Genomic DNA, 24,557 nt, shown 5'->3' with positions numbered 1-24,557 from the left:
GACGGAATAGCAGAGTGGCGCTCTTTGCCACGGCAGCTGGACCGGCTTATGACCCGAGGGGCTGGGTCGCCGGAGCCGGCCGGTTGGAGTCTGGACACCGAAAAGCGACGGCACCCGTTAAGCTCTGACAGGCGTAAGACGGCATAGCAGAGTGGCGCTCTTTGCCACGGCAGCTGGACCGGCTTATGACCCGAGGGGCTGGGTCGCCGGAGCTGGCCGGTTGGAGTCTGGACACCGAAATGCGACGGCACCCGTTCAGCCCCGACAGGCAAGAGATCGATTAAATGCAATTTGCGTCATCTCTTTGCGACGAGCGCAGCGGTGGAGCATAATCTTTGCACTGTCCATAGCACCGAAGTGATATTTCTGTTATTTCTTTAGCTCAACTTATATAGGCACAGAAACAAAAAACCTGCCAAATGGCAGGTTTTAAGCAAACACTTCCTCATCTTTTTTCGTTATCGTCAGACGCACAATCCGGTTGCGATCCATTTCGTTCACTACAACGTGAAGATTTTCGTAAGTGAATTGTTCGCCTTCATCCGGCACATGGCCAAGCTGCTGCATAACAAAGCCCGCAATGGTATCGTGGTCGTTCGGGACTTCCACTTCGAACATTTCATTGACGTCTTCGATTTCCAGACGGCCATGGCACGACAATGTATTTCCAGTTATTTCAAATACTAGTTCGTCGTCTTCCTCGTCTGTTTCATCTTCGATATCCTGCCCGATCATTTCTTCGATGATATCCTCATGGGTCACGATTCCAAGCGTTCCGCCGTATTCATCCAAAATGACGGCCATATGTTTCTTCTTGGCCATCATCAGCTTGAAAACTTTTTCGACAGAGACCGACTGCACGACGAATAATGGGTTATTATCCATTAATTCCTTTAACGTCAGATTCGGGTTCATGGACCATTCGATCAGTTTTTTCGAATAAAACAGCCCGACGACATTATCCATACTTTCTTCATAGACCGGGTACCGCGTATACGATGAATCCAGGATCAAGTCGCGCACTTCTTCATAAGTCGAATCGAGAGCAATACCGACGACATCCGTACGGTGTGTCGACATGACGTCCGAAACGTCCTTATGCGGAAAATCCAGGACTCCCTTGATGCGTTCCGATTCATCTTCCTCAAAAGTACCTTCAGTCGAAGCAATATCAACCATGGTCCGCAATTCTTCCTTGGTCATCGTCGCTTCCTTGACGCTGCCTTTGGAAATGATGCGGATGAAGATATTGGTGAACTGTGCAAGCAGCCATGTAAGGGGCTGGAGCACAAAGACAAGCACCCTGATGACAGGCGCCACAATATAGGCGATTTTATCAGCAAAAGTTGCCGCAATCGTTTTCGGCAGCACTTCACCGAATATAATGAGGACAATCGTCAAAATGGCCGTAGCAAGACCGACTTCCCAACCTTTGTCGATGGCGATCATCGTGACAAGCGTCGGAAGCATGATGTTGGCAATATTATTTCCGATTAATATGGTAGTGATCATACGGTCCGGCTTCGCAATCAATTTTTGCAGGTTCTGCGACTTTACATCGCCCTGCTCCGCGCGAAGATGGACCTTCATCCTGTTAACCGCCGTCAATGCCGTTTCGCTTCCCGATAAGAAGAACGACATCATCAAGAATAATGCTAACGCTATAAACAAATTTATTTCCTCCAGTGTCTGATGCACAAAATTTTTACGAGCTATTTCCGTACCAATAATTATATCATAGCGATTTTCCATCTGTCGAAAACCAGAACTTCATTGTGGTATACTTTTTTCATTATCAGAAACTTTATGAAAAGAGGTTTTCAAAATGGATGCACAAAAAATTGAACGTTATTTTCAAGACCGGCGCGGAGATCATTTGCAAGAACTGGAATCCTTCCTTCGGATCCCTTCCGTCAGTTCATTATCTGAGCATAAAGAAGATATGCAGACAGCAGCTGAATGGCTGGTAAAAGCTTTCGAGAAGGCAGGCCTCGAAAACGTGAAAATTGATGAAACCGGCGGCCACCCTCTGGTGTATGCAGACTGGCTTCACGCAGAAGGCAAACCGACTGTCCTCGTCTACGGCCATTACGATGTCCAGCCGGTAGACCCGCTGCACCTATGGGAATCGCCGCCTTTTGAGCCGCAGGTCCGCGACAATAAATTATATGCACGCGGGGCGAGCGACGATAAAGGGCAGACATTCATGCACATCAAAGCGGCTGAGGCTTTACTCCAGCTGAACGGTGAACTTCCGGTCAATATGAAATTCATCATTGAAGGAGAAGAAGAAATCGGCAGTCCGAGTCTTCCGGCATATGTCGAAAAAAATAAAGAGGCATTGTCGGCAGACCTTATCGTCATTTCCGATACTGGCATGCAGGGGCCGGGACGTCCGGCAGTCTGCTATGGCCTGCGCGGCCTTGCCGGCATCCAGATCGATGTAAAGGGGCCGAAAGGGGATCTTCACTCCGGCCTATACGGCGGCGCTGTGCAAAATCCGCTGCATGCAATCGTTGAAATCCTGGAAAGTTTCCGCGACAAGGAAGGCGTCATCCAAGTCGAAGGGTTCTACGATGATGTGCTTCCAGTCTCTGACGCGGAACGTGCAGAATTCGCGTCACTCGAATTCGATCTGGAAAATGAAAAGAAAGAACTCGGCATCACTGAAGATTTCGGCGAGCAGGGTTATTCGTTTGTGGAACGCACATGGATCCGTCCGACGCTTGAGCTCAATGGCATCACCGGCGGCTTTTCCGGCGAGGGCATCAAAACGGTTCTGCCGGCAGAAGCCAGCAGCAAAATCACGTGCCGCCTCGTACCAGACCAGGATCCGGATGATATCGTAGCGAAATTGAAAGCGCATGTCGAAGCCCATAAACCGGCTGGCGTGACAGTAGAAATCTCTGAATTCGATAAAGGCAAACCATTCCTGACGCCATTCGACCATCCGGCAATTCAGGCTGCCGGCCGTTCATATGAAAAAGTATACGGTGTGCCGACTGCATTCACCCGGATGGGCGGTTCGATTCCAATCGTTGCCGCATTCGATGAAATTCTGGAACTGCCGGTCGTCCTGATGGGATTCGGCCTGGCATCCGAAAACTTCCATGCACCGAACGAGCATTTCCATCTGGAAAACTTCGACAAAGGATTGCGCGTCATCAGCGATTACCTTTTCGAGGCAGCTGCATTGAAATAATGGACGATCCCACCTTCCCGCTCCTATAAGCGGGAAGGTTTTTTTCATCGGCTTATTCCCTTCTTCTTTCAAAACTGCTTTACTATTAGTAATGGCGGGCTGGGAAGAAAATAAATATAGATTAATAATCAAAAGGCCGCTCCTTCACTGGGGTCGCCTTCTGTAGAGAACGTGAAGCACCAGCTGCCTGCTCAAATTTTAATGGCATCTTGAGCAGCCACTCGGACGGAATGTCCGAGTGACCTTTGGGGTCCACTTCTGGAAAGAAAGTAAATTCAGATTAATAGTTGAAATGCCGCTCCGTCGCTTAGGACCAACTTTCCACAATAAGCCGGGAAGAACACTCGTCTTATTGCTCCAGCCGGTCCAGAGGCGCTCCTACGCTGGGGCGCCTTCTGCAGAGAACGTGAAGCACCAGCTGCCTGCTCAAATTTTAATGTCGTCTTGAGCATCCACTCGGACGAAATGTCCGAGTGGGCTTCTTTAACGTCTATTGCATTTATAGAAGGATTCCCGCGGTATGGAGCAAAACCGCGCAGACTCCCAGGCGACCCGGCGAAGGGCTGAAATCCACCCGGGTGAAGCGGAGCGAGACCGGGTTAGCTCAGCGCAAGCAGCCAGGCGCGGCCAGATTTTTTCGGCCTNAATTCAGATTAATAGTTGAAATGCCGCTCCGTCGCTTAGGACCAACTTTCCACAATAAGCCGGGAAGAACACTCGTCTTATTGCTCCAGCCGGTCCAGAGGCGCTCCTACGCTGGGGCGCCTTCTGCAGAGAATGTGAAGCACCAGCTGCCTGCTCAAATTTTAATGTCGTCTTGAGCATCCACTCGGACGAAATGTCCGAGTGGGCTTCTTTAACGTCTATTGCATTTATAGAAGGATTCCCGCGGTATGGAGCAAAACCGCGCAGACTCCCAGGCGACCCGGCGAAGGGCTGAAATCCACCCGGGTGAAGCGGAGCGAGACCGGGTTAGCTCAGCGCAAGCAGCCAGGCGCGGCCAGATTTTTTCGGCCTGCGCTTTGCGACGAAGCTAGCGTTAGCGATACAAATACAGGAGCACGGTTTTTGGAAAGCAAGCGGTTTTGCGGAATTAAGCGGTTATAAAAATAGCACTTCAATTCAGTTCGTCAGAAAAAGATACATCCAACGGAGGCCGAAACATGTTTATTTATTTTCTTTTTTCTTATTTAATCGGCAACATTTTGACCGCCTGGCTTGTCGGCAAATGGAAAGGCGTCGACCTGACCAAGGAACGGAGCGGCAACCTGGGGGCCCGCAACGCAGGCGCCGTTATCGGAAAGCTCGCGTTCATCCTCACTTTCCTTGGAGACGCAGGTAAAGGGGCTGCCCTTGTTTTTATCGGATTTTATTTTGATTTTCCATTATGGGCGATTGCCTTTTCGGGTTTATTGGCTGTCATCGGCCACATATTCCCTTTCTGGCTGCGCGGTCGCGGCGGCAAGGGCATCGCTGTGTTCATCGGTGTCACCTTCTTTTTAACACCTGAACTTTTTCTGGCCATGTTTGTCTTGTTCATCGCATTTTATCCATTATTCAGAAGCGCCACCCTATGTATGTTGAGCGCATTTACCGCATTTATCGTTATGGCAGCTGTCCTGCAGGTCATGCCGGTGGTGTGGCCGCTGATTGCAGCAATAATTATTATCGTGATTAAGCACCGTTTTGATATTGAAGAATCCTATGTTAGACGCTTCAGCAAGAGTTGACGCAAAAACTTGAAGAAACCCCTGAAAATAAGCCGAGACCCTATCCGCATAAAATTATTCATGGTATAGTTTTATTATTCGAAAAATTAAAAAGATAGGATGTTGGATAATGAAAAAGCCGATAGCATGGGTAATCGATACCACTGGTTTCGTAACCGAGGAAATGAAAGCGCATCCAGACGTCTATGTGGTGCCATTGAATATCCATTTTGGTTCCGAAGAATTTATTGACGGCGTCGACCTGACACAGGCCCAACTTTACGAGCGCATCAAAGCAGCACCTGAATTCCCGAAAACTTCCCAGCCTTCCGCCGGCAAATTTGCCGAGCTCTATGAAAAATTGAAAGAAGAATACGACTGTGCCATCGCAGTCCACGCTTCTGCGAAAATGAGCGGCACCATCGCCTCCTCCACTGCCGGCGCTGACATGTCCGGCTTCAAAGTATATGCAGTCGATTCATATGCGCTGTCTTATGGATTGACCGGTTTAATGGAACGCGGCATGGAACTTGAAGCACAAGGGCTTGCTGCTGAAGAGATCGCTAAAAAACTGGAACAGGAAACGGTCAATTTCCGCAATTACATCCTGATCGGCAATCTTACCCAATTGTATAAAGGCGGCCGCATGAGCGGAGCGCAATACTACATCGGCAGTCTTCTGCAGGTCAAACCGATCGTCCAGATCTCACCGGAAGGCGAATTAAAACCGATCGATAAAGTCCGTTCCCATAAGAAAGCGGTGAAATACCTGATTGACCATGCCGCAGAAGATTATCAGGAATTCGGGATAGACCAATTCCAGATCATGCATGCAAATTCACCTGAAGAAGCGGAAAGCTTAAAACGCGAAGTGCTGAAAGTCATACCCGACGCACAGGTTCTGATCGGCGATTTGAGTTCATCTCTGGCCGTTCATGCCGGTGAAGGCACGCTTGCCCTGATGTGGAGAAGAAGCTCGCAGGAATAAGCGGAACCCGGGATTGCCAAAAGAGATATCCCCCGTTTCTTCTGCTACAATAGAAGCAGAATGACGGTGAGGTGGAGTTTAATGCAACATGTTGAACGTGAAATCCATAAAAAAGTGGAACTGTGTGATGCAAAAGGCCAATTGAATCCGGAAGCCATCGGTTTCGCGCGCAAGCCGCTTATAGTAAGCAACCTTAAGGGAAATTTCATGCGCAAGAAAAAATGGAATTATTGGTGTGTATTTGGAGAGGAAATCATGTTTTCCGCCACCATCAGCCACTTGGATTATGCAACCGTATGTTTTGTTTATTTCCTGAATTACGAAACCCAGCGATTTTATGAAAAGACCGTTGTCGTTCCCATTCCTAGAAAAAATGGGATGGCCGACGATTCGATGGACACGTGCAGATTCAATCACCCTGACATGGATATCGAATTTTTACATGACCGGAAATCCACACGGATCAATGTCCAGGTTGATGATTTTGACGGTGAAAAATTGAGTGCCGAACTGGATATCACCCATCCCGAAAATCACGATTCCCTGAATGTGGTCATCCCTTGGAACCGGAAGACATTCCAATTTACCGGGAAACACCTTTCCCTCCCCGCTTCAGGCAGCGTGAAGATCGGTCCGCAGCATTACACATTTGAACCGGTGGAAAGTTTCGCCGTCCTGGATACAGGCCGCGGTGTCTGGCCGCGCGAATCCACCTGGAACTGGGGTATGGCGTCGCAGCGTTCTGATGATCAAACGATCGGATTGAATTTCGGCGGTAAATGGACGGATGGCACCGGCATGACGGAGAATGCTTTTTTCGTGGACGGTAAAATGCATAAAATCCACGAAGATGTGCTGTTTCAGTATAACGATCAAGACTTTAAAGAGCCCTGGCAGATCACCACTAAATTTTCTGATGATGTGAAGTTGGAATTCATCCCTTTTTTCGAACGCGTTTCCAAAAGCGATTTGAAATTAGTGAAATCGGAAGTACATCAGCTTTTCGGCTATTATAACGGCTATGTGCGTTACGCTGACGGCAAAAAACTGAAAATCTCCCAGTTGCTCGGGTCGATCGAAGAACATTATGCGAAATGGTAATAGAAAAGTGCAAGCGTCCATCTAACCTGGACAAAAGAAAGACGCCGGCGGACGCCGGCGGACGCCGGCGTCTTTTTCTCATGTTTTATTGATCCGATCCACTTTTCAATTCTGCCAGCATTCTTTCCGGGAAATCCGTGAAAATGCCGTGTATGCCAATCTGCTGCAATTGGCGGACATAGTCAAGTTCGTTTACCGTATAGACGTAGACGATGGCGCCTTTGCGGAGCGCATCGGTCGCCATCCTGCGAAATGCTGCAGGCAATGACATATGGATTCGGTTCGTGCCGACCACTCGCGCATAATCATAGACGTCGACATAGACATCCAAAGTCAAAATGGCAGCTTCCACTGTTTTTTTGTGGCTGACAGCCTGTACATCTTCATGATTAAAAGAAGAAATAAGAATCCGATCTGATAATCCCCGTTTTTCCGCTTTAGCGAGCACTTTGTCGACCAGTCCTTCATAAGGGAAAATATCCGTTTTCAACTCGATATTCAGCCGGTGATCCGTGTCCTGGAAGATATCGAATACTTCATCCAATGTCGGAATCTGTTCTCCCGCAAATTTTTCCGAAAACCAGGAGCCTGCGTCCAGTTTCCTGATTTCGCTTAATGTCATATCCTTCACATAGCCCGTTCCATCCGTTGTGCGATCGACTTTCTCATCATGAATGACCACGGCTTCTCCGTCTTTCGTCAGATGAACATCAAATTCGACTCCCGTTACCGGCAATTCCGCCGCAGCTTTCAAAGCTGCCAGCGTGTTTTCCGGATACGTGCCTGAACAGCCCCTGTGTGCATAAATCCGCATTTGACCCCTCCTAAATTTCTGTCCGTATTTCCCAAAGTTCCGGGAAGAAATATTGATCAAGCACTTTTTTCAAATAATGGACTCCTGAAGAGCCGCCTGTCCCCTGCTTGAAACCGATGATGCGTTCCACCGTTTTCATATGGCGGAAACGCCACTGCTGGAGCCAATCTTCGATATCAACCAACTTTTCCGCGAGTTGATACAATTCCCAGTGCGTATCCACATCCCGGTAAACGGCTTTCCATGCTTCCTTAACGCTGTCATGCGGTTCATAAACGGTGGTAAGATCGCGTTCGAGCACTTCTTTATCTATCGCAAATCCGCTCCGCGCCAATTTTTGGATGGCTGCATCATAAAGGCCCGGTGCTTCGAAAGCAGCCGTCAATTCTTCCAGCAACTCCTGATCTTTTTCATAGATCTTCAGCACATGCTTCGTTTTATAACCCAAAGCGAATTCAATCATACGGTATTGATAGGATTGGAAACCGCTCGCATTGCCCAGGTCCCCACGGAATTCCATATACTCCGCAGGCGTCATCGTGGCCAGCACATCCCAGCCGTTGATGATTTGGGATTGTATTTTTGATACCCGGGCCATCTGCTTGAATGCAGGCTGCAGATCATCCGCATCAATACTGCGGATCGCGGCACGCAATTCATGGAGGATCAGTTTCATCCATAATTCCGAAACCTGGTGGATGATGATAAACAGGGTTTCGTCATGATGGCCGCTGACGCCATCTTGCGCTGTCAACAATTGATCCAGATGCAAGTAATCCCCATATGTCATACTTTCCTTGAAATCCGTTCGGATATTCTTTTCTGAAGCTGCTGCGATATTCTGGCCATTTTCGTATTTATTCACATTAAAGACTCCTTTGGGCTCTGCTTTGCCTCGTCTCGACTTGCACTAATATTTCATCATCGAAGTTTTTCGGTTCGAAAAGCTTATGTCTTTGAAAATCGGGAATGATGATTATAGACGGATTTACGAAAGGATGAGAGCTATGATATTCAAAAAAACGCCGGTTGCAACTGGGATCCTTTTTTCTTCCATGCTTCTCTTGAGTGCCTGCGGCAATGAGGACGAAGTGACCGAACCCATTACAGACGAAACTTCCCAACCTGCTGACGGGGTGGAAGATGCCAATCCCAGCGGCAGCCTTTCCCAAGGTGACGTCGGAGGCGAGGTCTTCGGCTTTGTGGACTTTGACCTGGATGTCGATCTTCCTGACCAGGATGATGCACTGCAGGTTTCATATGATGAAGACCGCGACAAAGTCGAAGCTGAATATGAAAACAAGTCCACGAATGAAAACCTACAAGGAAACGACGCTTTCGATAAAATCGAACCGTTATTGGCTGAACTTCAGCTGACTGCTGATATGGCAGATGATGAAGTCATCAATAAAGCCATCGAAGTATTCAGTATCGAAGATGGTTATAAATCCATCGATATCGAAGTGACTTATCCGGATGGCACTGAGAAGGATTACGAAGCACGCGGCAACTGATCAATTCTGAAACCATCCGGAAACGGATGGTTTTTTAATCTTGCTCGTCTTCCGGCTTTTTCCAGTACTCTACTGTATGGACAGGCATAAAACCTGCTTTTTTATAGACTTCTACAGCATTATTATCAGTTTCCACTTCAAGGAGGACATTATCTATCCCCTCTTTCCCGGCATAATATCGGCACCATGACAGGAATGCTTTTCCATAGCCTTTGCCCTGCATAGCCGGATCTACCGCTAGAGCTGTGATCCAAAGAGCTCCTTCTTCTTTTAATAATGTTGCACTTCCAACGAGAGTTTCCTCGTGCTTCATTATAAAGACATTTCTTTCTTCTCTTTCTATATTATAGTGGACAACAGGAAGCATTTCCTCATCAAAAGCGGCAGCCATCACATTTTCAAGCGCTTCGAGTTCCCCGTTATACGGGTTAACAGTCACGGATTCAGGAAGTGAAAACTCAGCCAGCGGTGCTGCAGCAAGTTCAATTTCCTGGAAGTTCGGCCGGTAGCCGAGACTTCCCATGAATTTTTCGGCGACTTCGCCTTTGATGAATGCCGCTAACTCTTCCTCGGCACCACGCTGTTCCAACCCATAAGTGATCCCGCCAGCGAGCGCCGAGCCGATTGTCAGACGCCGGTAGTCCGGACGCACGAAAGCAGACCATTCGTATGAATCCAATCCGATGATATCCAACGCGGCAGCAAAGCCGAGCAATTCATTATCATCTGTATAAGCAAGAACTGCAAATCCTTTTGCGTCCGCCTGCTGCCAGCTGTATTGGAAAAGCGGCTTGCTGTAATCCAGCTCAGCCTTTTCCAATAATGTCTGCATGTCCTCCGCCGTTTCCGAGTCTACGGGGAAAGATGCTATCGAGAGAGAAATATCCATTATGGCACCACCCTTTTTTATGTTTATCGTACCATAATCCGAAAAGCGAGAACGCCCGTTTAGCTCTGATAGGCATAAGACAGAACAGCGAAGTGGCGTTCTTTGCCACATAGCTGGACTGGCTTATGACCGAAGAGCTGGGCCGTTCGAGTCTAGACAATGAGAAAAGCGAGAACGCCCGTTTAGCTCTGATAGGCATCAGACAGAACAGCGAAGTGGCGTTCTTTGCCACATAGCTGGCCTGGCTTATGACCGAAGAGCTGGGCCGTTCGAGTCTAGACAATGAGAAAAGCGAGAACGCCCGTTTAGCTCTGATAGGCATCAGACAGAACAGCGAAGTGGCGTTCTTTGCCACATCGCTGGACTGGCTTATGACCGAAGAGCTGGGCCGTTCGAGTCTAGACAATAAGAAAAGCGAGAACGCCCGTTTAGCTCTGACAGGCAAGAGAGGGACCAAATTCCAATTGGTCCCCCTCTTTGCGACGAAGCTAGCGCAGAGTTGCAGGAGCAATAAGGCCTTTGACAGAACAGCGAAGTAGCGTTCTTTGCCGCATAGCCGGACTGGCTTATGACCGAAGCGCTGGGCCGTTCGAGTCTAGACAATCAGAAAAGCGAGAACGCCCGTTTAGCTCTGACAGGCAAGAGAGGGACCAAATTCCAATTGGTCCCTCTCTTTGCGACGAAGCTAGCGCATAGTTGCAGGAGCAATAAGGACTTTGACAGAACAGCGAAGTAGCGTTCTTTGCCGCATAGCTGGACTGGCTTATGACCGAAGAGCTGGGTCGTCGGAGTCTGGACAATAAGAAAAGCGACGACACCCGTTTAGTTCCGACAAGCGCGGGAGGGCTTAGTGGAAATGGCGCTCTCTGCCATTGCAGCTAAGACCGAAGCGACTCGCGGAACTGGGTCGTCGGAGTCTGGACAATAAGAAAAGCGAGAACGCCCGTAAAAAATCCCGCCGAAAATATCTTCCGGCGGGATTTCCATTATAATTTCGCATCTGCCAGCATGGTTGCGTACATGCCTTCTTTTTCGATCAGTTCTTCCTGGGTACCCGCTTCTACGAGTTTCCCCATTTCCATGACGAAAACCAGGTCCGCCTGGCGCACCGTGTTCAATCGGTGCGCAATGACGAAACTTGTTCTTCCCGCCATCAGCCGTTCGAGTGCTTCCTGAATCTTTAATTCGGTTACAGTATCGATGCTGCTTGTCGCTTCATCGAGCAGCAGGATGACGGGATCTGCGATCAATGCCCGCGCAATCGACAGCAATTGCTTCTGCCCCTGCGAAATCATCGAACCGTCCCCTTCAAGGATGGTGTCATAGCCGTGCGGCAGTTTAAGGATAAAGTCATGCGCATTCGCTTTTTTCGCTGCTTCGATGATTTCTTCTTCTGTCGCATCCAATTTCCCATAGCGGATATTATCGTACACAGATGTCTCGAACAGGAATGGATCCTGTAGCACAAAGGCGATCTGCTTGCGAAGCGTTTCGCGCGGCATTGAAGAAATCGGCGTCCCGTCTATCCGGATCTCGCCTTCATTGGCATCATAGAAGCGCGCCAGCAATTGCATGATCGTGGTTTTCCCGGCACCCGTCGCGCCGACAAGTGCCGCTGTTTGACCGACATCCACCGTAAAGCTGACATTGCGGATCGTCCAATCCTCTTCAGCACCTTCATATTTGAAGGAAACATCATCAAATTCGACCCGTCCCGTAAATTCTTTGTCCGCGTTGGCCACCAGATCGTCTTTCTCTTCCGTTTCGTCCATGATCGCGAAAACGCGTTCGGCCCCCGCAATGGCCGACAGAACCGTATTGAACTGGTTTGCCAGATCATTCAGCGGTCTCGTAAATTGGCGGGAATACTCAGTGAATATCACAATGACACCAATTGATACTGCACCATTCAAAGCCAGGATACCGCCGACTCCAGCCACAATCGCAAAACTGCCGTTGTTCAAAAAGTTCATGACTTTCGGAATGAATCCGGCATATGTCCATGCCCAGAAACCGGCACGTTTGAGCCTTTCGCTTTTCACAAGAAACTCATCCATCACCCGGGGTTCCTGCGAAAAGGCCTTGATGATCTTTTGGCCGGAAATGGTTTCTTCAATCATTCCGTTAAGATCGCCGACAGCCCGCTGCTGTTCTTTATACAAACGGCCGGTCCGCTTCGTAATCCAACGCACTGAAATGTACATGAGCGGAATGATGATGAATGTCAGTAAGGTAAGCAAGGGACTGAGCAGGAACATGACAACCGCCGTACCTGTCAGCGTCAGAATACTGGAAAACACCTGGATGAATGAAGTGTTCAAAGTCGCCGAAACATTCTCCACATCATTCGTCATCCGGCTCATCAGTTCACCGTGCTGCCGTTTGTCAAAGAACGACACCGGCAGCCGCTGGAAATGGCTGAAAAGTCCAGTCCGCATACGGTAAATGACCTGCTGGGCGATTCCCACCATCCAATAGTTCTGCAGATAGAGCGATACGGAATGCCCGATATAGATGAAGATGAGCCAAATGATGACAATGCCCATCCCGCCGAATTGTTCCGGAATGATGTATTGGTCGATCAGCACCCGTCCGACCAGATAAGGGCCGAGAAGGGCCAGCGCCGAACTGACGAATACAAGGGCAAGAACGACAATCAGCAAGAAACGCTGTTCATCAACCAGCTTCCAGATTCTCAACAACGTGGATTTCCAGTTATCGGCGCGTTCCGTTTTTTTATCGGGGTCTTTCTTCAAATCTTCTTTTTTGATGATCGGTTCATAACCGAAAGGGCGACGAATGGCATCAAACATATTCGTCCACCTCCTCTTCCTGTTGCGACAGCGCAATCTTTCTGTAAAGTTCAGAGTGCTCCAGCAGTTCTTCATGCGTTCCGTATGCTGAAATTTCCCCTTCTTCCAGGAGCAGGATATGATCTGCACGCATCGCTGTGCGAATCTTTTGGGTTACGACCAGCATCGTCGCTTTTTCCTGGTCCAATTCCTGCCACAAGGCCGCTTCTGTCTTGACATCGAGGGCACTCGTGCTGTCATCCAATATCAGGATGGATGGTTTCCGGACAAGTGCACGTGCGATGGACAGGCGCTGTTTCTGGCCACCGGAAAGGTTGACCCCTTTTTGGCCCACGCGGGTGAAATAGCCTTTCGGAAAACGTTCCACCGTATCGTGGATCTGCGCTTTCGATGCCGCATCCGACAGCTCTTCCTGATGGGCTTCTTCTTTGCCCCATGATAAGTTGTCCGAAATCGTCCCGGTGAACAGCAATGATTGCTGCGGCACCACGCCGATTGTTTTCCGGAGCGCACTCAATGACCACTCCCTGACATCTCTGCCGTGGATCAGCACCCTGCCGCCGGTAACATCATAAAAACGGGGAATCAACTGCAGCAGTGACGATTTACCGGATCCCGTGGCACCCATGATCGCCAGTTTTTCATTGGGTTTGATATGGAAAGAAAGGTTTTTAAGAACCGGTATATTCGTTCCGGGGTAAGAGAAGGACACATCGTCGAATAAAATATCGCCGCGGCGTATAATTTTTTCAGCGCCTTTTTCATCTTTTTCACGGACATCATCCGCCAAAAGAATTTCTTCTATCCGCTCAGATGAAGCTTTCGACCGGGCAAACGCCATGATGATGAAAGAGAACATCGAGAATGCACCTGTCATTCTCATCGCGTAATTGACAATCGCGACCAATTCACCGATCTGTGCATCGCCGCTCCGGATTTCGAAAGCACCGAACCATAGCACAGCCAACAGGGATAAGTTCATTCCGAATAAGAGGATCGGCAGAATGATTTCCATGATCCGGAACGCTTTCACCGTATCGGTTTTCAAGGAACCCGCCACTTCAGAAAAGCGGTTGGCTTCATATTTGCCCCGCAGATAAGCTTTGATCAGACGGACAGCCTGAAGGTTCTCCTGTACCATCCGGTTCACCCGATCAAGCCGCTGCTGCACGAAACTGAAATAAGTAACTCCTTTTTTGACCATAATATAGAGGAAAGCCAGCAATACAGGGAATACAACAACCAGATAAATCGCCAGTTTCGGATTGACGATAAACGCCATGATCATGCTTCCGATGACCAGCAGCGGTGCACGGAGCATAATCCGTAAACTCATGAACAGGATTTGCTGGACGAGCGTAACATCACTCGTAAGCCTTGTAATCAGGCCGGAAGCAGGGAATTTATTGAACATCGCAAGCGAAAACGACTGGATCCGTCCATAAACCGCCTTCCGGAGATCAAACGAAAAACTTTGCGACACATGGGCTGCAAAATAGGAATTGGCGACACCTGAAGCAAATGCGACCAGTGACAGCACCATCAGCAAGATGCCCAGCTGGATGATCACTTCACGGTCACCGGCAACAATCCCGTTATCGATGATGCCGGCAATGACAAGCGGCTGGATCAATTCCACAAACAATTCGAGAAGCATGAGTATTAAAGCGATGACTATATAGAACGAATAGGGTTTAGCGTAGGAAAAAACAGTTTTCAACAGAATTGCCTCCTGAACATTTCGAAACTCGAATCTTTTTATGAAGCCTATTATTACATAATATTTTGATAACGGGTAGTCATTTAATCGGAATCACCAAAAAAAGACCCGCAAGAAATTAGAGATACTGGCAGCCATTTCGCTACTCCTACATAATTTCCCAAGATTTTACTTGTTTTAGTTGGCTTTTAATTCATTATTGCCATAAAATAAAAAATGAATGTTTTGAAAAGGATGACGACAAGCATGTTCTCACCTATAATAATACTAGACCCAGGAAAAGGAGCGTTGCTGAATGAGTGAATTGCAAGAATTATTGGCTGATAACCTCGTTTTCAACCATATCCCTTTTCCCATAATCATAATGAACGAAAACGGCCAAACCGTTTGGTGCAGCCGCCATGCTGAAAGAGTTTTCAATATAGAATCAGAGGCCGTTAAGGGCCAGGTAAGCCCTTATATGAACCCTGAAAAAGCTGCTCGCTATAAATGTTCATGGGAAAAGATGGTTAACAGCAAAGAACCGGTTCGCCTTGAAGAGGTAGAAGTTGAACTGGGTGACGGCACATTGGCTTATACGACTGTCGTCAATAAAGTTTTCATATCCGGAAAAGAGAAATTCGTTCTAACCATTTTTGAGATGGATGAAGCGCAGCAGGCTGATTCCCCTTCGCGTGAGCTTGAGAGTTTGCGGAGTGGACTGGACGATTCCTTTATGATGCTGTATTTTGATGAAGAATTTCTCATTACATATGCTAACCCGCTGTTTTTGAAGTTGAGCAAGTGGACGCCAAAACGCATTCTGGGGAAACCGATCTGGCAAATGTTCAGAGATTCTGAAGAAGACCATAAAATGATCGAAGCTATGATGGACACGCTGCAAAAAGGCGAGGTCTGGAACGGCGAAGCTAAAAAAGTGAAAAAAGACGGTGAAATTTACTGGGTGGATCTCACTGCCATCCCGATTATACTGGCCGGTGCTGAAACCTATTATATATTCCTTGAGAAAGATATCACCGAAGCAAAAGCCACCCAGCACCACTTGGAGGAAATCGCTTTTATCGATTCGGTTACAGGTTTGGAAAACCGCCATCGCCTGGAGCTCGTAGTCAATGAGTTCATCAAGGAACGCAAGCATTTTTCATTTGTTTTCTTTGATATCGACCACTTCTATACTTTGCGTGATGTCTCGAACACCGATACGGAAAAAGAATTGCTGATCGAATTCACGAAACGGCTGCGAAGATACTTTTCCGATTCGCTTATCACGAGAACCGGTTTGCATGAATTTGCACTGGTCACTCCACTGAGCCAGTGGTTCATCGAAGGCTTCCTGTCGTATCTGCAGCAGCACCCGATCTATATTCAAGGTGCAGCCATTCCGTTGACTGTCAGCGGAGCAGTGACCCGGTATCCTGAAGATCAGCAAACTTTCATCCATCTGATGAAGGCTTCACACGCTACGATCAAAAAGGTGAAAGAACGCGGAGGCAGTGCCATTTCTGCACTGACAGCCGATGACCATGAACGGCTTAACCGGAAAGCGCTTATCGAGCGCCGATTGATCCATGCGCTTGATAAAAAGAATTTGGAAGTTCTGTATCAGCCGCAGATCAACCTGAAAACCGGTGAGGTCGAGCGTGTTGAGGCGCTTGTTCGCTGGCAGGATGAAGAAGCTGGAATCGTATCGCCTGATGAATTGATCCCGATCGCCGAAGAAAACGGCATGATCCATGAAATCGGAAAGTTTGTCGTCGAGACGGTCTGCCGCCAGCTGAAAGACTGGGGTTCCCGCAACATCCCGATGAACGTAAGCATCAATTCTTCCATCCGTGAATTCCGCGACAAAGATATGTCACGCCAGCTCATGGAGCAATTGACCCTGCATGGCTGTGACGCCAATCGCCTGACCATAGAAATCACCGAGAAATTTGCGCTTGAAGCGGAAGCGGAGCATTCCATCGTCCGTCAGATGAAGCAATTGAACCAAAAAGGGATTTCATTTTCACTGGACGATTTCGGTACCGGCTATGCCTCTTTCCGTTATATGCTGCTCTTGCCGATCTCCAGCCTGAAAATCGACAAAGATATTATCCAGTCGATTACCCAGCAGGAGAAAATGCAGAAGCTCATCAATGGGATGATCCAATTTGGTAAATCACTTGATCTTCAGGTAGTTGCTGAAGGGGTAGAGACGAAAGAACAGCTCGAGCTGCTGAGAGCCATGCAATGTGACAGCATTCAAGGCTATATCACAGGACATCCGATGGCTGCCACTGAACTTGAAAGCTGGCTGAAACAAGCCTGAAAATTATAAAATAAAAATCGGTATGCCACAGATGCTAGTTCTGTGTCATACCGATTTTCTTTTGGATCCTTTTTGCTTGCCGCTTGAAAACCATCTGCATGAGAACTTCCGCAAACACCAGCCCCATTGCAATGGCGCCGGATACCATCAAAGCATCTGCAGCAAATGCCATGGCCTCCAGGTAATTATTTTCCACAATATTGCGCATCGCGTTATAGGCTTTACTCCCTGGAACTAGCGGGATGATGCCTGCAACACTGAATACAATCATAGGCATCTTGAACTTTTTCGCGAGGATGTGGGCGACCAGCGCCACTGCGAATGCACCGGCAAAAGTTGCCTGGACCGAATCATCAAACGCCAGGAAATATGCGCGGTAAATCAGCCAGCCGCTCATGCCGACCAACCCACAGCTGATGAGTGTCCGGCGCGGTGCATTAAAAACGACACCGAATGCACCGGCCGCCAAAAAACTAAGAAAGGCTTCCAATGGCCAATTCATCCAATTCCCCCTTTAAAATGACAGTACAAGTGCGATGCCCGCCCCAATGGCAAAAGCCGTCAGAAAAGCTTCTGCACCTTTGGATAATCCGGAAACGAAGTGGCCGGCCATCAGGTCCCTTACCGCATTCGTGATCAGCAAGCCCGGCACAAGCGGCATTACGGACCCGATCATGATCGTATCCAGATCCTGTCCAAGACCGGCATAAATGACAAGTGATGCTGAGGCCCCGATAGCCAGGGCCCCGATGAATTCAGCAAAAAATTTCACCCTGGTCTTTTCCAGGATCATTTCCACAATATAAAATGCAGTGCCTCCGATCAGAAAAGCGAAAGGAAGGTCTGCCCAGCCTCCGCCCAGCAGAATCAGGAAACAGCCGCTTGCCATGGCAGCCGCCAACACCTGAAGCTGCAACGGAAACATGTAATCGTTTTGATCGATCCTCTGCATTTCTTCATATGCCTGCTGCAGCGTCAACTCGCCAGCAACCAGCTTTCTGGATACGGCATTTACAAGTGCCACTTGCTCCAGATCCGTGCGGCGGTTGTTGATGCGGACAAATCTTGTCGCCAATTCATCACTCGGAGAGAACATGATGCCTGTAGGCGTTATAAAACAATGGCAATCCATCATTTTCTGGGAAGCAGCCATCCGGATCATCGTATCTTCAATCCGGTAAGTCTCTGCGCCGCTTTCCATCATGATTTTTCCTGCCAGAAGAAAGCAATCCAGTGCCAATTCCCTCCTGGTTTCAACAATCTGAGTCACTTTACCCCCCCTCTCCACTTGCCCTAATCATACAGCACCCGGACAAAAATTAAAACGCTCCGCCTGGGCGGAGCGTTCCTCAGATTATCAATAAACATCATCTGCTTCAATCATTCCGTCTCAGTTGGACGCTTTGCGCAGGGAGCGGCCTGAGCCTCCTCGTCGCTTCGCTCCTGCGGGGTCTCAGGACACGCTCTGTTTCCTGCAGGAGTCGCCAACTGCTACTCCATTCTGATTCTTTAGGCAGGCTGGATACCTTTTTTCAACGGACCCATTTTCTTGAATTTCTTCTTTATAGAAGATAATTATGAGATATGAAGCAAAACAGCGAAGACTCCCAGATGAGCAGAAACGGAGTTGGAAAGCCAACTCCGTTTCGAGCGAAGTGCTGAGATCCACTAGGGCGAAGTCGAACGAGCACGAGTTAGCTCAGCGCAAGCCACCAGGAAAGCGAAGCTGTTTTGCGGAATATCGTTTACCTGTCTTTACTTCTTTCTCAGCAAGCTATAAAACGCTCCGCCCAGGCGGAGCGTTCCTGTTTCAGCTGATTAAGTTGTAAATCACGGTTTCAATACGACTTTCGTACATTCATCCACGTGATCATTGAAAATTTGGTAAGCGTCACTTGCTTTCTCCATTGGCATGATATGTGAAATGATTTCTCGCGGATCGAATTCACCGTTATCGATCATCTCGAAGAGTTTCGGCATAAGGTGGACGACCGGCGCCTGCCCCATTTTCATCGTCACGTTCCGCTCGAAGATATTGCCGAGCGGGAACATATTATAAGTTAACCCATAAACACCCGTCAATTGGATGATACCGAATTTGCTGACCGCGTCTTTCGCTATATCGATGGCACTCAATGTACCGCCCTGTAATTTAAGTTTTTGCTGCGCCGCTTCCATCGGTGACTTCTTGCCATCCATTCCGACACAGTCGATGACGATGCGTGCACCGCCGTTTGTCAGATCGTGGATGAAGGCTCCTGTATTATCATGCTGGCTGAAATCGACAATTTCCACATTGTTCATACGTTTCGCACGTTCCATGCGGTAAGGCAGTTCATCAACTGCGATGACACGCGCTGCACCTTTCATCCAGGCGAATTTCTGCGTCATCAGTCCAATCGGTCCACAGCCAAGGACAACAACGGTATCACCTTGCTTCACTCCCGCATTTTCAACACTCCAATAGGCTGTCGGCAATACATCGGAAAGGAATAAGACAGATTCATCTTCAAGCTCTGAAGATTCCGGAATGACGAACGGCATGAAATTTCCGTAAGGCACGCGCAAGTATTCCGCCTGTCCCCCTGGATAATTGCCGTAGCGCTCCGTGAAGCCGAAATAGCCGCCTGTATCGAAATGCGGATTGCTGTTCGAATTATCACACTGGCTCTCCATATCGTGGTCACAGAAGAAACATTGGCCGCAGCTGATATTAAAAGGAATGACCACACGGTCCCCTTTTTTCACTTTGGTCACTTCAGACCCAACTTCTTCTACGATTCCCATCGGTTCATGGCCGATCACATAGTCTTTATGCGTCGGTAAAGCTCCTTGGTAGATATGCAAATCGGATCCGCAAATCGCGGTGGAAGTAATTTTGATGATGATATCGTCTTTCTTTTCGATTTCCGGGTCTTTGACATTTTTTACTTGGATATCTTTTGCCCCTTGGAACGTAACTGCCTTCATCTACTATCCCTCCAGTGTTTTTTCAGAATACTCTTATTCTTCCCTTTTCTGTCAAAAAAAAAACGTGCCAGGATAAATTTCCTGACACGCATTTGTACAATCTTACTATTCAATTGCATCCTGGATCTCGAAGGTATTCAGATCATAACTCTTGATCTCGCTGTTAGCGATCGTAAAGAGTGTTTCATCGATATAAATGATTCGCTGGATCATACTTTCCCAGTCTTCATACTGTCCTGACCCTTCCTTCAGAAGATTCGCCGTCTGGCTTATCCCTTCCGGCGTGATGGTGTAGATCATCGCGCCCTGCCCTTCAAATTCGATGAAGTCCCCTGCTGTTTCCCGGTAAATATTGATCGGGAAACCATACAGGTTTTTTTCCTGATGGGTGAATAAAGCCTTGTGGTCGTACTGAAGGGCTGAACTCGTCCCTTGGCCTCCGATGATTTCCGTATCTTTTTCAAGCGGATTCTCAAAATCACTTACATCGAACAAGGATATCTTCATACCGCCTGTAACCACTCGTGCCTCCCCTTCTTTTGATGGGACCAGATGGGTATCGGAACCGAAGCCGATCAGATGGTCATCACCGAGGGGATGCAAATAATTGGAGAACCCTGGAATTTTCAGCTCACCAAGAACTGCCGGCGCTGATGGAGTTGAGACATCGATGACAAACAAGGGATCCGTTTCTTTGAATGTCACCATATAAGCTTTATCGCCCAGGAAGCGTGCCGAGTAGATTCTTTCGCCTTGAGCCAGATCTTCCACCGAGCCTACTTGTTCCATCCCGCCATTCAAGATGAACAGATGATTTTTCGAAGGGGCCGCTTCATCCCAGGCAAAGCCTTCGGTTGTAACGATGCGGAAATAACCATTGTATTCATCCATCGAGAACTGATTCAGCAGCGTCCCTTTCACTTGACTGGATGCAACAAATTCTACCGCGGTGCCTTCCAAAGCGAATTTAAAGATTTCCGTATTGGCCAATTGCGGAATCCAGATATCCATCGAGACGTTATCTTCTGTCTCCATTTCATCCATCGGCACATAGGCTGCCGCCGTCAGATACAAGCTTTCCTTTGTCATGTAAAGCTGCTCACTGCCGCCTAGAAAACCGTCAGTCGACAGTTCGTTTTTCTGCGGATCAGCAAGATCGATCGCTGAAACGATGCTGTAGCTGCCTTCCATCGTGCCCGGGAGAATGGAAATCCTATCAAAAGGAAGTACTGACAATTCTTCGCCATCCTTCGAATCGAATGTTCTCGGCCGCAGTTCGATATCTTCCTGTTCCTCCATCATCCAGATCTGCGGATACACATTCGTTACATAATAGAGGATGCCGTCCGTAAGACGGGCTCCATTCAAATTGCCTTCTGTACCGATCTTCCGAAGAAGCTGTGGAGATGAAGGGTCACGGATATCATACAGATACAGGCTGGTCATGGAGATATGCTGCATTTCCTCCTCCTGCGTCCCTTCATCCATGAAATTGTATTCACTGCCCATCACGACCAATGTGTTATCCGACAGGAACAATTGCTGTGGATACATTTCAGGGTCAAACGACAGATCAGCAGCAATTTTCAGATCCGACGGGTTTCGGGCATCCGTCACAAGCACCCGCGAGTCACTGATGGAATAAATATAGGAGCCATCCGTCTTCACAAGATCCGCTTCATCGACGCCTTCCACCTGGTTATTCGTCGAAGAATAATTGCCTCCATCGCCGGATCCTGCCGAATCACTGGATACGGATTCCTCCGTCTCCATTCCTCCTCCTTCACCAAATGCACCGTAGCGTTCATTGTTTTTCTGCAATTCCAGCAATTGCCTGAAATAGGCTTCCAGCTCATCTTCAGTCGAAAGAGCTGTAATCTTTTCCTGCACCGAAAACGCAATTTCATCGGTCGGCAGGCTTTTCAGGTATTTCCCTTTAATAGCCGATTTTTTGATATGAAGAATATAGCTGCCTGTTGAAATTTGCGGAATCTCCAATGTCTTTCCATTTTCAAGCAGCACCATTTCCGTTTCCACCGGTTCATTTTCCGCGTCAGTCAAATAGATATTCCCTTTTGTAATTGCGTCTGAATGGAGTGCTGAAGAAAAATTGGCTCTCCATCCCTGCTCTGCCAAAGCGACGGATGATGCACTTATTGAAACTTTATCGATCATAAACGCAAATCCGATTCCTATAGCTGCAATAAGCACAGCCGCAACGAGCCATAAACTTCTTTTCTTCATGTTCCATCCACTCCTTCTCAGCCAGCTTTTACTGATTAGACAGTAATATTACAAAAAAGTTACAGCAATTATGTAATATCTTTTATCAGGCTTCGGAAAGCAGTTATATATATATCCAGGTCCGCCGCCGACAGGCCGCCAGCCTGAGCGAATTCTTCATTCCCGCCGGCATTTCCAGCAGCAGCTTCCATCATCTTACGGAAAACTTCCGTCATATTTCCCGGAGTATCCTTGCCTTTCGCACCCACGAGGCGGAGCGTTTCAGATTCCGGAACTGCGAACAGTACATAAGATGAAGGATTCTTTTTGACAGCCAGCCTTGCCAATTGCTGGACATCTTTGAAAGGCCGCCCTTCAATTTCTTTGATGATCAGGTTACCTTCCGAAGGAAGGCTCCCAGCCTCCATTTCGATTAGCTCCGCAGTCAATTTCTTCAATTGCTTTTCTTTTTCTTTCCGGTCAGCCAGCACGGCCACTGCTGCATCCGGCAATTCTGCCGCCGGTGCATTCAAGGTGCGGGTCAGCTGATCCGTAACCAATTGAAGCAGATTGAAATGCTCCATTGCGCGGTGACCGCACAGGAAATAAACGCGGGTTCCTGATTTGGATTTCTCCGCTTGGATTATTTTAAGCAATCCCAGTTCGGCCGTATTTTGCAGATGGGTACCGCCGCAAGCGTTCAGATCGATCCCTTCTATTTCAACCAAACGGACTTCGCCTTCAACAGCGGGCGGTTTCCGCAAAGGCAGCTCCAGCGCTTCTTGACGGGACACCCAATGTGTTTGAACCGGAAGCTGGCTGCAGATCAATTCATTGACCCGCAGCTCTATAGCCTTCAGCTGATCGGCTGATATCTTTGGAAAGTCCAAATCGATCGTGACCCTTTCCTCTCCCAGATGGAAGCTGGTGGTCACCATGCCAAAATCATCTTCCGCCACGGCACTCAGCAAATGCTGGCCCGTGTGCTGCTGCATATGGTCGAAACGCCGCTCCCAATGGATCGACGCTGTGAATCTCCCTTTCTTCAGAAGCTGTGGCGTATAATGCCGGATTTCTCCTTCGGTCACCTGGACGTCCAGGACTTCCATCTCTCCGATGGTTCCCGTGTCTGCCGGCTGACCGCCCCCTTCCGGATAAAAGCAGCTCCGGTCCAGGATGACATAATGCCCGTTGGCGTCTGTGCCAGCAGCCATCACTTCTGCTTCGAATGTGTGGACTGAAACATCTTGATAATATATTTTTTCTGTCATCATTCTGCCTGCCTTTCACATAAGCTGTCTGATTTGTTTACAGAAAAGCTTAAAGTGGAATTATAAGAATAAGATCGTTTTAAGGAGGTTTCACCGTGCCGAAATTCAAGCGTTCAGTTTTATTGTATAACGGACAGGCAGGGGCGTCCACGTCAGACTCGGTTATAGCGCTGGCAGCTCCAGCACTGGCGGCGGCTTCAGAGAAACTGGAGCTTGTGCAGACAAACAGCCCCGAAGAATTTGCAGCAGCATGTAAAGGAGCGATCGCTGACGTGGACGCATTATTCGTGGCAGGCGGGGACGGCACAGTTCACGATGCGGTCCAGGCTTTGTCTGATGTACCGGTTCCTCCGCCACTTGGCATCATTCCGAGCGGCACGTGCAATGACTTCGCCCGGACTTTGGATATTCCAATGGATTTGATGCTTGCTTCGGAAGCGTTGTCAGAAGGCGTCATAAAAGATATCGACGCCGCAAGCATCAATGGCCATTCCTTTTTGAATTTTGCAGGCATCGGAATCATCACGGACGCCTCGACGAATATCGACCCCCAATTGAAGGAGCGCTACGGCAAGATCAGTTATTTCATGAGCGGCCTGCAGTCCATGCGCCAGACCGAACCTTTCCGGATCGAGTTGACGATAGATGATGTGAAATATGAAGAAAGCGGCGTACTTGCGCTTGTGATGAACGGCAAGTCGATTGGAACCCATGCGTTTCCAATGGACTCCATTGATCCGTCCGATGGTCTGCTGGACGTTTTCATCATCCAGAACTCTTCGATCGCCGCAATCATGGAATGGTTTTCGCTATCCAAACCGGATCTGGCAGTTGAGGAACTTGCCCATATCAAGCATTATCAGGGCCAGCGTATCCGCATTGCCACAGATGAACCCATGGATATAGATACGGATGGGGAAATCTATTTAAAGACCCCGGTGGATATCGAAATTCTTCCAAAAAAATTAAAAATGTTCGTGCCCAGACAGGAAGAGGCAACCTTTTGAGCACCTATGAATTTATTCCAAAAAAATA

Annotated in this window: 18 protein-coding genes; 7 read left to right on the top strand and 11 right to left on the bottom strand. The window is 48.3% G+C overall.

What is annotated here, in order from left to right:
- Nucleotides 1-429 precede the first annotated feature (429 nt).
- Nucleotides 430-1,671 (bottom strand): hemolysin family protein, encoded by a 1,242-nt coding sequence (locus IQ294_RS00645; protein ID WP_203332087.1) that lies wholly within the window; start codon nt 1,669-1,671, stop codon nt 430-432.
- 154 nt (nt 1,672-1,825) lie between these two features.
- Between IQ294_RS00645 and IQ294_RS00640 the strand changes: the two genes are divergently transcribed.
- The 4 genes from IQ294_RS00640 to IQ294_RS00625 all read left to right on the top strand — a co-directional run bounded on the left by IQ294_RS00640 (nt 1,826) and on the right by IQ294_RS00625 (nt 7,000).
- Nucleotides 1,826-3,202, top strand: a complete 1,377-nt coding sequence (locus IQ294_RS00640) for a dipeptidase (RefSeq protein ID WP_203332086.1) — start codon at nt 1,826-1,828, stop codon at nt 3,200-3,202.
- Nucleotides 3,203-4,365: 1,163 nt separating this feature from the next.
- On the top strand, nt 4,366-4,932 hold the full coding sequence (locus IQ294_RS00635; protein ID WP_203332085.1) for a glycerol-3-phosphate acyltransferase: 567 nt from the start codon (nt 4,366-4,368) through the stop codon (nt 4,930-4,932).
- A 109-nt stretch (nt 4,933-5,041) separates the two neighbouring features.
- The gene (locus IQ294_RS00630; RefSeq protein WP_203332084.1) at nt 5,042-5,899 is read left to right on the top strand and encodes a DegV family protein; all 858 of its coding nucleotides are present in this window, start codon (nt 5,042-5,044) and stop codon (nt 5,897-5,899) included.
- A gap of 81 nt (nt 5,900-5,980) precedes the next feature.
- Nucleotides 5,981-7,000: a DUF2804 domain-containing protein gene (locus tag IQ294_RS00625; RefSeq protein ID WP_203332083.1), complete on the top strand. Its 1,020-nt coding sequence runs from the start codon at nt 5,981-5,983 to the stop codon at nt 6,998-7,000.
- Between the two features lie 85 nt (nt 7,001-7,085).
- Here the strand turns inward: IQ294_RS00625 and IQ294_RS00620 are convergent, their stop codons facing one another.
- Together IQ294_RS00620 and kynA are read right to left on the bottom strand one after the other, a co-directional pair.
- Nucleotides 7,086-7,814 carry a glycerophosphodiester phosphodiesterase family protein gene (locus IQ294_RS00620; protein ID WP_203332082.1) on the bottom strand — a complete coding sequence of 243 codons (729 nt, stop codon included), beginning with the start codon at nt 7,812-7,814 and terminating at the stop codon, nt 7,086-7,088.
- A 10-nt stretch (nt 7,815-7,824) separates the two neighbouring features.
- On the bottom strand, nt 7,825-8,679 hold the full coding sequence (gene kynA, locus IQ294_RS00615) for a tryptophan 2,3-dioxygenase (protein ID WP_203332081.1): 855 nt from the start codon (nt 8,677-8,679) through the stop codon (nt 7,825-7,827).
- A 142-nt stretch (nt 8,680-8,821) separates the two neighbouring features.
- Between kynA and IQ294_RS00610 the strand changes: the two genes are divergently transcribed.
- On the top strand, nt 8,822-9,328 hold the full coding sequence (locus IQ294_RS00610; protein WP_238942574.1) for a YusW family protein: 507 nt from the start codon (nt 8,822-8,824) through the stop codon (nt 9,326-9,328).
- 34 nt (nt 9,329-9,362) lie between these two features.
- Here IQ294_RS00610 and IQ294_RS00605 read toward each other — a convergent pair whose 3' ends face one another.
- From IQ294_RS00605 to IQ294_RS00595, 3 genes are all read right to left on the bottom strand, one after another.
- Nucleotides 9,363-10,217, bottom strand: coding sequence for a GNAT family N-acetyltransferase (locus IQ294_RS00605; protein WP_203332080.1), 855 nt, complete (start codon nt 10,215-10,217; stop codon nt 9,363-9,365).
- A 986-nt stretch (nt 10,218-11,203) separates the two neighbouring features.
- Nucleotides 11,204-13,030, bottom strand: a complete 1,827-nt coding sequence (locus IQ294_RS00600) for an ABC transporter ATP-binding protein (protein ID WP_203332079.1) — start codon at nt 13,028-13,030, stop codon at nt 11,204-11,206.
- Nucleotides 13,023-14,750 (bottom strand): ABC transporter ATP-binding protein, encoded by a 1,728-nt coding sequence (locus IQ294_RS00595; RefSeq protein WP_203332078.1) that lies wholly within the window; start codon nt 14,748-14,750, stop codon nt 13,023-13,025. The genes IQ294_RS00600 and IQ294_RS00595 overlap by 8 nt, the downstream gene beginning before the upstream one ends.
- A 295-nt stretch (nt 14,751-15,045) precedes the next feature.
- On the opposite strand from IQ294_RS00595, the gene IQ294_RS00590 reads away from it, so the two are divergent.
- A complete protein-coding gene (locus tag IQ294_RS00590) occupies nt 15,046-17,058 on the top strand; it encodes a sensor domain-containing protein (protein WP_203332077.1) in 2,013 nt (670 codons plus the stop codon).
- Nucleotides 17,059-17,092: 34 nt separating this feature from the next.
- On the opposite strand, the gene IQ294_RS00585 is transcribed toward IQ294_RS00590, so the two are convergent.
- The 5 genes from IQ294_RS00585 to IQ294_RS00565 all read right to left on the bottom strand — a co-directional run bounded on the left by IQ294_RS00585 (nt 17,093) and on the right by IQ294_RS00565 (nt 23,522).
- On the bottom strand, nt 17,093-17,560 hold the full coding sequence (locus tag IQ294_RS00585; RefSeq protein ID WP_203332076.1) for a threonine/serine exporter family protein: 468 nt from the start codon (nt 17,558-17,560) through the stop codon (nt 17,093-17,095).
- A gap of 12 nt (nt 17,561-17,572) precedes the next feature.
- A complete protein-coding gene (locus IQ294_RS00580) occupies nt 17,573-18,328 on the bottom strand; it encodes a threonine/serine exporter family protein (RefSeq protein ID WP_203332075.1) in 756 nt (251 codons plus the stop codon).
- Between the two features lie 560 nt (nt 18,329-18,888).
- Nucleotides 18,889-20,028: a zinc-dependent alcohol dehydrogenase gene (locus IQ294_RS00575; protein ID WP_203332074.1), complete on the bottom strand. Its 1,140-nt coding sequence runs from the start codon at nt 20,026-20,028 to the stop codon at nt 18,889-18,891.
- Between the two features lie 105 nt (nt 20,029-20,133).
- On the bottom strand, nt 20,134-22,272 hold the full coding sequence (locus tag IQ294_RS00570; protein ID WP_203332073.1) for a beta-propeller domain-containing protein: 2,139 nt from the start codon (nt 22,270-22,272) through the stop codon (nt 20,134-20,136).
- Nucleotides 22,273-22,340: 68 nt separating this feature from the next.
- On the bottom strand, nt 22,341-23,522 hold the full coding sequence (locus IQ294_RS00565; RefSeq protein ID WP_203332072.1) for an alanyl-tRNA editing protein: 1,182 nt from the start codon (nt 23,520-23,522) through the stop codon (nt 22,341-22,343).
- 95 nt (nt 23,523-23,617) lie between these two features.
- Between IQ294_RS00565 and IQ294_RS00560 the strand changes: the two genes are divergently transcribed.
- Nucleotides 23,618-24,529: a YegS/Rv2252/BmrU family lipid kinase gene (locus tag IQ294_RS00560; protein WP_203332071.1), complete on the top strand. Its 912-nt coding sequence runs from the start codon at nt 23,618-23,620 to the stop codon at nt 24,527-24,529.
- Nucleotides 24,530-24,557: the final 28 nt, after the last annotated feature.

The organism is Planococcus beigongshangi, assembly GCF_016820495.1.
GTDB lineage: Bacteria > Bacillota > Bacilli > Bacillales_A > Planococcaceae > Planococcus > Planococcus beigongshangi.
This window is presented reverse-complemented; position numbering and strand designations above follow the sequence as displayed.